General features: G+C 55.2%; 11 protein-coding genes. 5 read left to right on the plus strand and 6 right to left on the minus strand.

The genetic code is table 11. The features are described from left to right. Positions 1-3: 3 nt before the first annotated feature. Both ACMXYI_RS21590 and ACMXYI_RS21595 read right to left on the minus strand, forming a co-directional pair. On the minus strand, positions 4-1,044 hold the full coding sequence (locus tag ACMXYI_RS21590; protein WP_415768979.1) for a phosphotransferase family protein: 1,041 nt from the start codon (positions 1,042-1,044) through the stop codon (positions 4-6). 26 nt (positions 1,045-1,070) lie between these two features. Continuing rightward, the gene (locus ACMXYI_RS21595; RefSeq protein ID WP_415768980.1) at positions 1,071-1,721 is read right to left on the minus strand and encodes a TetR/AcrR family transcriptional regulator; all 651 of its coding nucleotides are present in this window, start codon (positions 1,719-1,721) and stop codon (positions 1,071-1,073) included. Between the two features lie 358 nt (positions 1,722-2,079). Between ACMXYI_RS21595 and ACMXYI_RS21600 the strand changes: the two genes are divergently transcribed. The 5 genes from ACMXYI_RS21600 (at position 2,080) to ACMXYI_RS21620 (ending at position 9,628) form a co-directional block, all read left to right on the plus strand. Then, a complete protein-coding gene (locus ACMXYI_RS21600) occupies positions 2,080-3,702 on the plus strand; it encodes a class I adenylate-forming enzyme family protein (protein ID WP_415768981.1) in 1,623 nt (540 codons plus the stop codon). Positions 3,703-3,740: 38 nt separating this feature from the next. Then, a complete protein-coding gene (locus ACMXYI_RS21605; protein ID WP_415768982.1) occupies positions 3,741-4,772 on the plus strand; it encodes a zinc-dependent alcohol dehydrogenase in 1,032 nt (343 codons plus the stop codon). A gap of 52 nt (positions 4,773-4,824) precedes the next feature. Next, complete coding sequence (locus tag ACMXYI_RS21610; protein ID WP_415768983.1) at positions 4,825-6,573, plus strand: thiamine pyrophosphate-binding protein; 1,749 nt, start codon at positions 4,825-4,827, stop codon at positions 6,571-6,573. A gap of 64 nt (positions 6,574-6,637) precedes the next feature. After that, positions 6,638-8,089, plus strand: coding sequence for a DHA2 family efflux MFS transporter permease subunit (locus ACMXYI_RS21615; protein WP_415768984.1), 1,452 nt, complete (start codon positions 6,638-6,640; stop codon positions 8,087-8,089). 48 nt (positions 8,090-8,137) lie between these two features. Next, positions 8,138-9,628, plus strand: coding sequence for an aldehyde dehydrogenase family protein (locus tag ACMXYI_RS21620; protein WP_415768985.1), 1,491 nt, complete (start codon positions 8,138-8,140; stop codon positions 9,626-9,628). 72 nt (positions 9,629-9,700) lie between these two features. On the opposite strand, the gene ACMXYI_RS21625 is transcribed toward ACMXYI_RS21620, so the two are convergent. The 4 genes from ACMXYI_RS21625 to ACMXYI_RS21640 form a co-directional block, all read right to left on the minus strand. Beyond that, complete coding sequence (locus ACMXYI_RS21625) at positions 9,701-10,321, minus strand: TetR/AcrR family transcriptional regulator (protein WP_415768986.1); 621 nt, start codon at positions 10,319-10,321, stop codon at positions 9,701-9,703. Then, entirely contained in the window at positions 10,314-11,165 is an 852-nt protein-coding gene (locus tag ACMXYI_RS21630; protein WP_415773945.1) for a 3-hydroxybutyryl-CoA dehydrogenase, read from the minus strand. The genes ACMXYI_RS21625 and ACMXYI_RS21630 overlap by 8 nt, the downstream gene beginning before the upstream one ends. Positions 11,166-11,187: 22 nt before the next feature. Continuing rightward, positions 11,188-12,372, minus strand: a complete 1,185-nt coding sequence (locus ACMXYI_RS21635) for an acetyl-CoA C-acyltransferase family protein (protein WP_415768987.1) — start codon at positions 12,370-12,372, stop codon at positions 11,188-11,190. 90 nt (positions 12,373-12,462) lie between these two features. Continuing rightward, the gene (locus tag ACMXYI_RS21640; protein ID WP_415768988.1) at positions 12,463-13,239 is read right to left on the minus strand and encodes an enoyl-CoA hydratase; all 777 of its coding nucleotides are present in this window, start codon (positions 13,237-13,239) and stop codon (positions 12,463-12,465) included. Between the last annotated feature and the right edge of the window lie 607 nt (positions 13,240-13,846).

The raw sequence follows: 13,846 nt of genomic DNA on the forward strand, positions 1-13,846 counted from the left end.
TGGTCAAATGACAATGGCGTTATCGAGCAGCTCAAGGCCGCGTCGGGCGAAAACTTTTCCCAAGGGGCCGACACTTGCGGCGTTCTCCGAAGCTGCGCTGCCGGATCGTGCCCGAGCTGCTATGCCTTCGAAAATCACCGCCAGGCGAAATAGCGCGAAAGCGAAGTGAAAGGTTTCGGCCCCTCGATTGCGTTGGGTGGCATGGTAGTACTGCTGCAAATACTCTGCTTGCGAAGGTATGCCCAGTGTCCGCAGATCCAGGCCGCGGATGCCGCCATACTCAGACGGCAAGGTGTGCCAGGCGATGCAGTTGTAAGCCAGATCGGCAAGTGGGTGGCCGAGGGTTGAAAGCTCCCAGTCAAGCACGCCGATGACTCGCGGTTCGGTGGGGTGAAACATAAGGTTACCCAGTCGGAAATCGCCATGGCATATCGTGGTTTCATCGTCTTGGGGTAAATTGACGCGTAGCCAGGCCAGCAGGTTGTCAAGCTCGGGATTATCGTGCTGGTTAGCCATTTCCCATTGCGTACCCCAGCGCGCCAACTGTCTGGAAAAGTAATTGCCTTCTCGGCCATAGTCAGAAAGGCCTATCGCCTGCCAGTCAACTTGATGTAGCTCTGCCAGCGTCCGGGCCATGGATTCATACATGGCTCTGCGATCGTCGGGTGATACCCCGGGCAGGCTATATTCCGGAAAAACGCGCCCCTGGAGTCTTTCCATTAAATAGAAGGGCGTTCCGACGATGTCGGGCTCTGCGTGATACAGAACTGTCTTTGGCACTGGGACTCGGGACTGCGCAAGTGCGGTCATGACCCGGTATTCACGATCAACCGCGTGGGCCGATGGCAAGATCTCACCACTTGGTTTTTTTCGAAGCACCAGCTCGCGATTATCAAAGGTGACAAAGAATGTCGGGTTGGACTGGCCACCACCGATGCGCTCAAGGCGCATATCCCCTTGAAGCCCGCTGATCGTGTCCTTGAGGAACACCTGGAGCTGTTCGGGATGAAATTCGGTAATGTTTGAGGTTTCTTTTTTTGTCATTGCAAGCACTTCTCGGTGGGACTGGATCAGTTGACACCGCTGCTGGGGGTCGATCTGCAATTGAGCCCGTTCATCAGCAAGTCGATGCATTGGTTAGCGATGTCTTCGACCCTGAGGGGGCCCTTGGGGTCATACCAACGGGCAATCCAGCTCAACGCGCCGGCGATGGTGAAGGCTGCGATTTTTGGATCGCAGGGCATCAAGACCCCGTCGGCTATACCTTGCTGAATCAGGCTGCGGAACTTGAGATCGATGCGACTCTTTAGTCGTCGCAGTTTGCGGCGACTTTTCAAAGGCAAGGGGTCTTCACCGACACGAATCAAGCACATACCGAAATCCATCGTCACGATCTCGGCGTACTTGCGCATTACGGCGATCAGGTTTTCCTTTGAATCACTACCACTCTGAATGGCTTCGTTCGAGGCGTTCTCCAGCATCTCCAGACCGATACGTACGCATTCGAAGAGGATTTCATCCTTGTTCTTCACGTAGTAATACACCGTCGGCTTGCTCACATTCAGCCGCTCAGCCACTTCGTCAAGGGAGGTGGCGTGAAAGCCTTTCTCGTTGAACAACTCGGCTGCCGTGCGTAGTACAGCGTCGCGCTTGTTTTCTCGCTCGGTCAGGCGGTCCTGCTTCTTTGCCCACGGTGAGCGATTGTCGTTGGTGTTCGTCATGGAAATCCCTGATCAAACGAGTTGCGGCTGAATGACGTCATTGCCCGAAAGCCATTCGACCCAAGAGGTCGCATCCGTGCTTTCAAGGAAATAGCTTACTCGCGAGTAGGGGGCTTCAAGAATAGTCTGAACAGACGATGCGGTCGGATGATGGAGGGGCGAACACTTATAGCAACTGCGGTGCTGGCGCTCGATTTTTCCAGGGCTATTGCTCGATCTATACGCCGCGATAATCCAAAAAAACAAGAAAATGCGAGGTCTGCGATGAAGGCCATTTTGTGCCTTGTAACGCTCGAAAATGGGTCAACGAACCCAGCTGGCTGCCTCGCCACCATGGAGCAAGAGGAGTCGCAGCGTCATGAGTGTTGAACGAGTTGTCGTGTCTTCGCCTCATTGCGCATTTGAGGCGCATTTTACCGATGCCTTGCAGATGTTCGACGCCGCCCGGGACAAGGCTCCACAGGCCGCTGCCGTGCATTATTTCGACACGACGCTCAGCTACGCCCAACTGGATCGGGACGCCAATGCGTTGGCGGCATTCTGGCAGGAGCAAGGTGTGGTCGCTGGAGATCGTGTCGGGTTGTTTCTGCAAAATGTGCCGCAGTTTGTGATTGGCTTGATTGCCAGTTGGAAGCTGGGGGCAATTGCTGTGAGCATCAACCCGATGAACCGGGCTCGAGAGCTCTCGTTATTGCTTGAGGATAGTCAGGCCAGAGTGTTGATGTGCCATGACTATCTCTTTCATGAGGTGGTGTCTCAGCTTGAACATCGGCCCGACAACTTGCTGTTGATTGTTGCGGGTCAGCATGAACTTCAGAGCCGCAATGATCCGCGTATTTTCGGAGTGCCCTCGGCACCCGCGGGCGAAGGCTTTTTCCTGCGCGACATTACCGCGGCGTGGGTCAATGCCAAGCCGGTTCGTACACGGATCAAGAGCAGTGACATTGCCACTATCGTGTACACCTCGGGAACCACCGGCCTACCCAAAGGGGTTGAACATAGTCATGCGAGTTATGCCTTTAACAGCGAGGCTTTTCGCAGCTGGGCCGCTCTTGATGATGGTGTGCCGATCCTGGCGATGGCTCCCCTGTTTCACGTCACCGGACTGATTCTGCATATCGGCGTCGCCTTTGCCTGCTCCGCTCCCCTTGTGCTGACTGCTCGCTTTCATCCTGAGGTTTTTGCCGAAGCCGTGCAGACCTATCAGGCTGCATTCACTATCGGTGCCATCACCGCGTTCATTGCACTGCTTAACGCTGACAAGGTTCGTCCAGAACAGCTTGCGTCACTGAAAAAAATCTACTCAGGCGGCGCACCCATTCCTGAAGCAGTGGTCATTGCTTTCCGGCAAAAATTTGGGCACGACATCCGAGCGGTCTATGGACTGACTGAAACCACTTCTGTGGCAACGGCAGTGCCTCATGATCGATTGGCAGTGTGCAACGAAGAGGGCGTGTTGTCGGTTGGATTACCCATTCATGCTACCCACCTGCGTATTGCCAATGAGCAGGGCCAGGCACTACCGACGGGCAGCATCGGTGAGATTTTGATTCGTGGCCCGCAAGTTATGCGTGGCTACTGGCAACGCCCTGAGGCGACTTGCGAAGTCATGAGTGATGGTTTTTTGCGTAGCGGCGATGTTGGGTATCTGGACGCTGAGGGTTGGCTTTTCCTCGTTGATCGGATGAAGGACGTCATCATCGCCTCCGGCTTTAAAGTCTGGCCACGAGAAGTAGAGGACGTTCTTTACGGCCATCCTGAGGTGCGTGAAGTCGCTGTGGTTGGAGTGAAAGATGACTATCGCGGAGAGAGCGTAAAAGCCGTCGTTAGCCTGAAGACGGGCGCCCAGGTCACACCTGAACAGCTTATTGTTTTCTGTAAATCACGCATGGCTGCCTATAAATACCCACGGCAAATCGAGATTCGCGACGATTTACCCAAAACCACCAGTGGAAAAATCATGCGTAAGGAATTGCGCTGACGGGCACGCCATATCCAACTTTTAGAAGGGATGAGTCCATGAAAGCAGCCGTTTTTCACGACCCTGGGCATATAGAAATGAATGCGCAGGCGACAATGCCGCAAGTCGCGCCTAGCGAAGTGTTGATACGCGTAGAAGCCTGCGGCATTTGCGGCAGTGACCTGCATATGTTCCGCACCGACGCCCATCGCAAGCAATTGGTGCGTGTCGACCCTGAAGGGCTGGAGATTCCCGGGCATGAATTCAGTGGGGTGATCACGGCGGTTGGGGAGAGGGTGGTCGGTTACAGCATTGGTGAGCGTGTGGTAGGTGTGGGAATGGGCGGAATGGCTGACTTGGTGCCCGTGCCTGTCAATCCGTTTCAGCTGGTGCGCATTCCCGAGAATGTTTCTTTCGCTGCTGCGGCGACCACCGAACCCTTGGCCGATGGCCTGCAAATGATCCGCAAAGCCAACCTGAAATCGGGCGACAACGTTGTAGTTTTCGGGGTGGGCATTATCGGTCTCGGGGTGATTCAGGCGCTCAAAGCGCTGGAAGTCGACGTCGGGAAAATTGTCGCCATCGATGTATCTGATGAGCGCCTGGCTATGGCCTTGGAGATCGGGGCGACCGATACGATCAATCCCCGACACCAGGATTTGCTCACCGCGGCCAAAGCCATCTGTGGCTTTCTGCCAATCACTTATCCCGAGATAGAGCCCACAGATATCAGTGTTGTCTTTGAGTGTGCGGGGTACCTGAAACACATGACCGGGCCGGCACCTCTGGAGTCGGCCCTGCGCATGGCACGTCCGGGCGACGGCAGGGTCATCTGCTTTGGCGCCTACGAGGACCGGTTGAACATCGACATGATGCCGATGATTAACAAGCAAATCAGTCTGTTTGGCTCCAATGGTTACGCGGCCGAAGAGCTGGAACTGGCCTTGCAGTTGATGTCTGAAGGCAAGCTTGACCGTGAACGTTTGATCTCCCATCAGTTTGCACTTGCCGACGTCAGCCAGGCCTTTGAGGTCCAAGGCAGCGGGCAAGCGATCAAGGTCATGCTGCTGCCCAATCGAGAGACGCTTTGAGCCTGATTCAATCGCGTTTCACAGTACACATAACAATAAATGGAGAGAGACGATGGCCCTGCAATCGCTAGGTGAACGTATCGCTGACCTGTTAGTTGCCGAAGGCATAGACAAGTTTTTTTCACTGCCAGAAGTCACTTTCGGCAAGTTGCATCATGCACTGCATGATCGTGGTGTCCCATTGATCGCTCCCCACCATGAAACTGCCAGCGGCTTCATGGCTGAGGCCTATGCCGCGTTCACAGGCAATATTTCAGTGGTAGGTGCCAACTGTGGCCCCGGCGTCATCAATCTTTATTCGGCCATCGCCAACTCATGGGAGGAGCACCTTCCTGTGTTGTACATCGGTTCCGAACGCACGTCGTTGGCGCGTAATTCTCCCCGGCGCTCGAAATTCCAGTGCCCGCCGAGTATTGAAGTGGTCAGGCCCATGACCAAGTTTGCCGCAGTGCTGGAGAATCCGATGGAGGCCGATGAACTCTTTCATGAGGCTTTCCGGCAATTGCGATCCGGTACTCCGGGTCCGGTCTACATTGGTCTGCCCTTTGATATGTTGTTGGAAGATCGCGATTTCGGTGAGCTAGTGCCTCCGCAGCAGTATCGGCCGACGACATTCGAGGAAACTGTCAGCGACGCGCAGATCGAAAGAGTCGCATCGATGTTGGTTCAGGCCAAATCACCTTTGCTGGTTGGCGGTACCGGGATTCGTAACTCGGGTTCCCAGGCGCTGTTCGATGAGCTGGTGCTAGCACTGCAAGCACCTGTAATTCTCACTGCGTCCGGTCGTGGGGTTTTGGCGGATACACATCCGTATGTGTTTGATCTGGGTCTTGAACCAGGGGCAAGCATCAGTCGCGATGCGGACGTGATTTTCGCGATCGGAACCCCCATCGGTGAAAAGCTGGGTTTCGGCGGTTACGCCTATTCAAATGAGCAGAAGGGCTTTCCGAATTATTTCGGTAAACATGGCACACAGCGCTGGATTCAGCTCGATCTGGATCCACATAACATTGGTCGCAATCGTCCGGTGGAGGTTGGCCTGGCGGGTGACATGCGGCAGATTTTGCCGCGGTTGATCGCTGCGCTGCGTCGCCATCAGCCGCTTCAGCACAACGCCCAGGTGGAGCGCTGGCAAGCCGAGCGGCAAAGCCGTTATGCCGATTTCTGTGCTCAGGTCGCGACCATCTCGAGCACGCCGATTCACCCGGGGCGCGCAGTGCTCGAAGTCCAAAAGACCCTGCCTGAGGATGTTGTCCTGATCAGGGATGGTGGAGCTTTCAGTATCTGGATGCACAACTATATCCAGCATTCGCTGGGTGGGTTCATGTTTGCCGGCAAGCTAGGCAATCTTGGGACAGGCCTGCCTTACGCGCTGGGTGCGTCACTGGCCGAAGCGAATGCTGACAAGCGTGTCTGCCTTATCACGGGAGATGGCGCTTTCGGCTTCTACCCGATGGAGTTTGAAACGGCGGTTCGATATCAATTGCCGATCGTCATTGTGGTGGGTTACGACCAGGGCTGGTCTCTGGAGGTGCCTTACTACATGCACGTCTGCGGACGCACCTTCGAGGTCGATCATGCCTTCGTCCGTCTGGATGACATGGCCCGAGCCATGGGCGGACATGGCGAATTCTGTGAAACCAGTGAACAAATCGCTCCGGCCATGGAGCGGGCATTTGCCAGCGGAAAACCGGCCATCGTCCAGGTGGTGATAGATCGTGAGGTGAATGCCTACCAAATGCCCAATACCCATCTCTGGACACGCTGGCACGCTGACAAAGCAGTCTACAGCGACGAGTGATTGCAAGCATGCGTAGCGCCGCTCTGTGCGGTGCTGCAGCCAACCGTATGAGCAGGGCATCCCCATGAGTACTCAGGATACGCAACAACTCACTCGAAACTATCGTTGGATGTCCAGCATCACTGTGCTGCTGGGCACCATCGCCTTGGGGTTTTCCGCGACCATGGTGATGGTGGCTTTGCCGGAGATGATGGTCGCTTTCAATGTTGGTCAAGAGGTCATTCAGTGGCTTGCAACTGGCTTCCAGGTCACTGCGACCACCTCAATTCTGGCCACCGGATGGCTTACGGGGCGATTTGGTCTGCGGCGTGTTTACGTATTCACCCTGTTGCTGTTCGTCGGTGTTTCGCTGCTAGGCGCTATGAGCTGGAATGCGCAGGTGGCCATTTTTGCTCGCGTCATGCAGGGCATTGCGATGGGACTGGTCCCTGCAGTGGCACTGATCACGATTGCCCGAGTGTTCCCGCCACAAGCCGTAGGGATGGCCATGGGAGTCTTTGGTGTCGGCGCGGTGCTGGCGCCTGCCATTGGCCCTGCAGTTGGCGGTGTATTGCTGGGGCCATTTGGTTGGTCTGTGATTTTCCTGTTTCCGGTTCTGTTCTGCTTGCCTGCGCTGTTACTGGCGTTCAAGTATGTACCCGAGGCGGACCCAACCATCGTTCACGGTCGATTTGATTGGCTGGGGATGTTGTTGCTGACAGTCTTCATTTTCGCTCTGCTGAACATTACCGGGTTAGGCCTGAGCAAAGGATGGACAACCTGGCAGACGTTGGGATGCGTGGCACTGACACTGGTCAGTCTGGTCTGGCTAGTGTTCTGGCAACTGCGCTGCAAGGCCCCATTGGTCGAACTCAGTCTGTTTCGCAACCCACGGTTTTGGTCCGTGTTTCTGGTGGCGGTACCTTATGGGTTCTGTCTCTATGGCACGAGCTATCTAATTCCGTATTTCCTTCAAAGTGCCGCCGGTTACTCACCGGCAGATTCCGGCGCAATGCAGGTACCGGGGGGGATTATTCTTGTGTTGGTCATTTTCAGTGCGGGTGCCTTATGCGACAAGCTCAGCGCCCGAACTGTGACCATCTCCGGTTTGTTTCTGTTTGCGCTGGCGAGCATCGGTTTCACCTTCACAACTGCAGTCACTGGCTTCTGGGTGGTTGCCGCGTGGTTCACGCTTAGTCGTGTGGCGATGGGGATGCTGATTCCCTCTACCACTGTCGCTGCCATTCAGTCGGTTCCGCCCGCATTACTGCCTTATGCCTCAACCACCATGAATTTTTTCATGCAGTTGGGCGGGGCGATCGGAATCAATGTGTTGGCGATCCTTTACCAATCGCGGCTGGAAGGGCATGCCATAACCAATGCTTCGACGGCGGCGTTTGAAGCCTTTCATGAGTGCTTCTGGTTGGCGGCACTGTTGATGGTGTGTGCGCTGATACCGGCGGTATTTATTCGCAAGTCCCCCCAGATCGAGCCGGCACCCGGTCCTCATGCAAGCAAGATTCCCTCTTGTCCCTGAACAACAAATTGGGGAAACACACCCCGACAATGAAATGGGAGTTAGTCGATGAACGCACATACGAATGAAGTTGCTCTAAAGGCAGCCTTGGCGATGACCCGTGAGCTGCTGATCAATGGTGAATGGCGAGCAGCGGCCGATGGTCGTACCGCTGCAATCCATGATCCTGCAACCGGCCAGGAGATCGCGCAAATCTCTCACGCTGGTGAAAAGGACGTGGACGCAGCGGTGCGCGCGGCCCAGGCTGCGCTGAGCAGCACTCACTGGCGAGATATCACTCCGGCAGTCCGTGAGCGGATGATCCTGCGCTTTGCTGACTTGATCGAGGAAAACGCCGATCTATTGGCAGGCCTGGAGACGCTCAATAACGGCAAACTGTTGGCTAACTCCCGAGGCTTCGACGTCCTCGCCGGTGCACAGTGGGTTCGTTACATGGCCGGCTGGGCGACCAAGATCGAAGGCTTGGCGCTGGACGTCTCGGCGTCTGCTCCTGGAACCCGTTTTCAGGCTATCGTCAAACGCCAGCCGGCGGGTGTAGTGGCGGCCATTGTCCCTTGGAACTATCCACTGTTAATGGCCATATGGAAAATCGCGCCGGCGCTGGCCACCGGCTGTACCTTGGTGCTGAAACCTTCTGAAGAGACACCTTTAACTGCATTAAAGCTGGCTGAATTGGCGTTGCAGGCGGGCATTCCCCCAGGTGTTTTCAATGTCATTACCGGTGATGGTGCAACGGGTGCCGCTCTGGTCCGCCATCCCGGTGTGAATAAAGTCGCGTTTACCGGATCCACCGAAGTCGGTCGGATAATCGGTCAGCAATGCGGGCATGACATCAAACGAGTGTCACTGGAATTGGGCGGCAAAAGCCCGGTCATTGTTCTGGACGACGTTGATGTGCAAGCTGTGATTGCCGGCGCCAGTAGCGCGATTTTTTATGATCAAGGGCAAGTCTGCACCGCGGGCTCGCGCTTGTACGTGCACAAGAAACACTTCGATGAAGTTGTCGATGGGGTTGCCCAGGCGGCGAAGAACTTGCGCCTGGGATCAGGCTTCGATCCGCGGAGCCAAATTGGCCCGTTGATTTCAGCCAAGCAACGTCAGCGAGTGTTGGGGCTGATCGAGACGGGTGAGCGCGAGGGCGCTGAGTTGCTGGCGGGAGGTGCGGCGCCAGAGGGTGCTGGATACTTCGTCCAGCCCACGGTGTTTGTTCATACCTCGGGTAAGCCACTGACGCTGGTTAGGGAAGAAGTGTTCGGTCCGGTACTTGTGGCTCAGCCTTTCGATGACATAGAGGAAGTGATTCGTCAGGCCAACGATACCCCCTACGGCCTGGCAGCCAGTGTTTGGACGCGCAATATCAGTAATGCGTTACGGGTCGCCGAGCGCATCGAGGCGGGTACGGTCTGGATCAACACCCATCTGCCGTCGGATCCGAACATCCCGTTTGGTGGTTTCAAACAGTCAGGGATAGGTCGCGAAAACGGCCGCGCAGCCATTGAGGCTTACACCGAAACCAAGTCGATCGTCATCGCCTATTGAGGCTATGTCAGTCGCAATCTTGAGGGTGTACAGCGTACACCCTCAATTGTTTGATGCGCCGTGGGGCAGGGTTCAGGCGGTCCTTTGCATCCCGAGTGCCCAGGCAATTGAACCCTGAGCGGTCTCAAGCATCAGCTTCACGCGTTCGATTTTAGACAGCGAGGTACGTTCAAGCCACACCGGGATATTGTTTAAAATAGACACCATGCTTTGAACCGCTGCCTTCAGGTTTGGCGAGTACGATCCGGTATCTGAAAGCAACGTCAGAAAGTACTCCTCGTAACGTTGGCGCAGTTGCTGGATCCGCTCCTGATGTTGAGTGCAGAGATTGCGCGATTCATGCTCGGCCACTTGGAAGTACGCCGCTCTTTGTTCATGCAGGGCGATATGTGCCTGTAGCAACGCATTCAATTTTTCTGTGGCGCTTCTGTTCCTGCTCAATTGGCTCTGTGCATTAACCAGCAGTGTCTCGTAAAGCTCTTCGATCAATTCGAATAGAAGGGTTTCCTTGCTTTCGAAGTGGTGATACAGCGATCCAGCATGGATTCCGAGATGGGCTGCCAACTCGCGCATGCTCACCTGACCGAAACCCCTGATGGCGAAAAGCTCTACCGCTTTTTGACGTGCCTGAAGCTGACGTATCAGGGTAGAAGGCAAGCTTTCGACGCTTGCCAAGGACTGCCGCTCAGTCATAGCGGTAAAACCCTTGCCCGACTTTGCGACCCAGATGCCGCGCAGCAACCATTTCCTTGAGCAATGGAGCAGGGCGGTACTTGGGGTCACCGAAGCCGTCATGGAACGAATCAAGCACCGCCAGCAACGTATCGAGACCGATCAAGTCGGCCAGTGCCAGCGGGCCGATCGGCTGGTGGCAGCCCAGTTTCATGCCAGTGTCGATATCTTCCGCACTGGCCAGGCCTTCCTGCAATGCGAAAATGGCTTCATTGATCATGGGCACCAGAATGCGATTGACTGCAAAACCTGGGCTGTTTTTCGCCGTAATCGGCGTTTTGCCAATTTCTTTGGCGAAGGTCAACGTACGAGCATGGGTTGCATCGGAGGTTTGCAGTCCGCGAATCAGCTCCACCAGTTCCATCATCGGAACGGGGTTGAAAAAGTGCAGGCCGATAAAACGTTCAGGATGGCTGACTGCTGCCGCCAGTTGAGTAATGGACAGCGATGACGTGTTACTGGCAATGATGCTTGCGGCATCGACCTGCTGGTCGATCTGTTGAAGGATGCGCAACTTCAGCTCGAGGTTTTCGGTGGCGGCTTCGATAATCAGGCTTGCGTCAGACAATGCGGCATAGTCCGTCGTCGTATGGACCCTGGTTAAAGCATTATCCTTCGATTCTTGCGTCAAAGTACCTTTGCGAATCTGGCGATCCAGATTAGTCGCGAGGGTTTTCAGGCCTCGTGCCAATGCCTCATCGCTGACATCCACCAAAGTTACCTGCAGGCCTGCGATAGCGCACACTTGAGCGATACCATTGCCCATGGTGCCTGCACCAATCACAGCTATTCGTTGCTTATTCATAGAATTTTCCATTGAGTCAAAGTCAAACGCGCTCGAAGATCGCAGCGATCCCTTGTCCACCACCAATGCACATCGTCACCAATGCATAGCGCCCCTGGATGCGATGCAGTTCATGAATGGCCTTAGTCGTGATGATGGCGCCGGTGGCGCCCACGGGATGTCCGAGCGAAATGCCAGAGCCATTGGGATTGACCTTTGCCGGATCCAGGTCCAGCTCACCTGTCACAGCACAAGCCTGGGCCGCAAACGCTTCGTTTGATTCGATGACATCCAGATCGGCCACCGTCAAACCGGCGCGTGCCAATGCCTGGCGTGTGGCAGGGATCGGGCCGAGCCCCATCAGTTGCGGGTCGACCCCGGCATGGGCATACGCCACAAGGCGGGCGAGGGGACGCAGGTTGCTGTTCTGGATCGCCGCACCGGTTGCCAGCACCAACGCTGAGGCACCGTCATTCAAGCCTGAAGCGTTGCCCGCAGTAACGGTGCCATCTTTCCTGAAAGCTGGATTCATTTTTGCCAACTGTTCTAGAGAGGTATTGCTGCGGACATGTTCATCCACTTCAAAGCGCTCGATGCCCTTACGGCTGGTAATCTCAACGGGCACGATTTGGCTCAGGAAGTACCCGTTGGCAATCGCTGCGCCCGCACGTTGCTGGCTTTGTAGCGCCAGAGCGTCTTGCATTTCCCGGCTGATGCCATATCGCTCTGCAATATTTTCAGCCGTAATGCCCATATGGATGCCGTATAGAGGGTCATGCAAAATGCCGAGCATGTAGTCGATGGCTTCAAGATTTCCCAGTCGTCCGCCCCAACGTGCACCGGGCAACATATAAGGGCCGCGACTCATGGACTCGACTCCGCCGGCAACGGCAATTTCAGCATCACCCAGTATCAGCGACTGAGCCGCGCTAATGATCGCTTGCAGGCCAGAGCCGCATAGTCGGTTGACATTGAACGCTGGAGTTTCCTGTGAAATGCCTGCATTGAGGGCAGCGATACGCGACACGTAGGCATCTTTGGGTTCGGTTGGAATGACGTTACCCATCACCACATGACCGATCTGTTGTGCGTCGCACCCACTGCGCGTTAATGCCGCTTTAACCACCGTCGTTGCCAGTTGCGTGAGTGGCACATCCTTGAGTGAACCGCCGAAGGTTCCAATGGGTGTTCTGACTGCGCTGAGAACATAAACATCAGGCGAGGACATGGGGATCTCCGATAGGACTTATGGGGCTTACCAAGTGTGCGCGTGCCGGTATTGGAAGTACGGCAGACAAGGGGATAGAGAATCCTTGGATCAACGATCCGAAAAAACTGGCTTTCTCTTCTCGATAAACGCTTGCATGCCTTCCTTCTGATCTTCAGTAGCGAATGTGGAATGAAACAGGCGACGCTCGAAGCGCACACCTTCGGCAAGACTGGTCTCGAACGCGCGATTGACTGCTTCTTTAGCCATCACGTTGATGGGCGCTGACTGCTGACATATATTTGCGGCTATGCTGAGTGTTTCTTCCAGCAGCCGGGCTGCGGGCACCAGTCGGCTCACTAGACCACAACGTTCCGCCTCGACGGCATCCATCATGCGTCCGGTCAGAATCATGTCCATGGCCTTGGATTTACCGATAAAACGAGCTAATCGTTGGGTGCCACCGCACCCGGGAATTGTGCCGATGGTTATTTCCGGCTGCCCGAATTTCGCTGTGTCAGCGGCAATGATGAAGTCGCACATCATTGCGAACTCACAGCCGCCTCCTAAAGCGTATCCAGCTACTGCAGCGATAGTGGGTTTTCGAAACGCCGCCAAACGGTCCCAGGTAGCGGTGATGAAGTCAGTTTTGTAGACCTCCATGTAAGAAAAATTTTGCATTGACTTGATGTCGGCACCGGCAGCAAAGGCTTTCGCGTTGCCAGTCAAGACAACGGCGCCCACGTTGTCATCAGTCTCCAATAAATCAAGAAGGTGACAGAGTTCCTTGGTTAACTCTGGAGACAGTGCGTTGAGTGCTTGCGGACGGTTGAGAGTAATAAGAGCGACTTTTCCGTGCATTTCCAGCAGGAGATTGGTGTAGGTCATTGGGTAGTCTCTTTAATGGAGTTGAGGCTGCGCTGGCAAATTGAACCGAGGTGAAAGGGATCCTGCCCGGTTCGAAAACCTTTCAGCTAAACTCTTCGGCGACATCCAGCCCCATAATTGATCGCTACCGGAAAACGACAGTTTGGTCCGCATGGGTCCTGTAGCGGTTACCAATGTAATGTTTGTGAATTTCTGTGTGATCGTCTGAACGGACTAAATTGGATATGCCCGCGTCAATTCCTGCGGCATGGATGCCTAGGAAATCTCGCCGAATGGGAAGGGCCTGGCGGCCTTGATGGCCCTGAAGATTGGCGTTAATCAGGCTGAGCCCTGTTGTGTTGTCGAGTGACAACGTATTCAAGCTCGCGGAAAAGCTGACGTAATCCAGCGCGGGGTGGAGTCGAAGGCTCTGCCGAGTAGTCACAGCTAGCAGCTGACGGTACTTCACCAGGACGGCTTGTTCACCGCACCGTGTGTCCAGAGGTTCCCCGCGAATGGAATACCCCTTTATGGAATCCGACGCCCGCCATGACAGCTCTCATTGATTGGGCAGAACTTCGTCGCAAGTCGATGGTCGGTGATACGATTTTCGCTCACCGCTTTGAGA

The organism is Pseudomonas lyxosi (genome assembly GCF_047758685.1).
Lineage (GTDB): Bacteria > Pseudomonadota > Gammaproteobacteria > Pseudomonadales > Pseudomonadaceae > Aquipseudomonas > Aquipseudomonas lyxosi.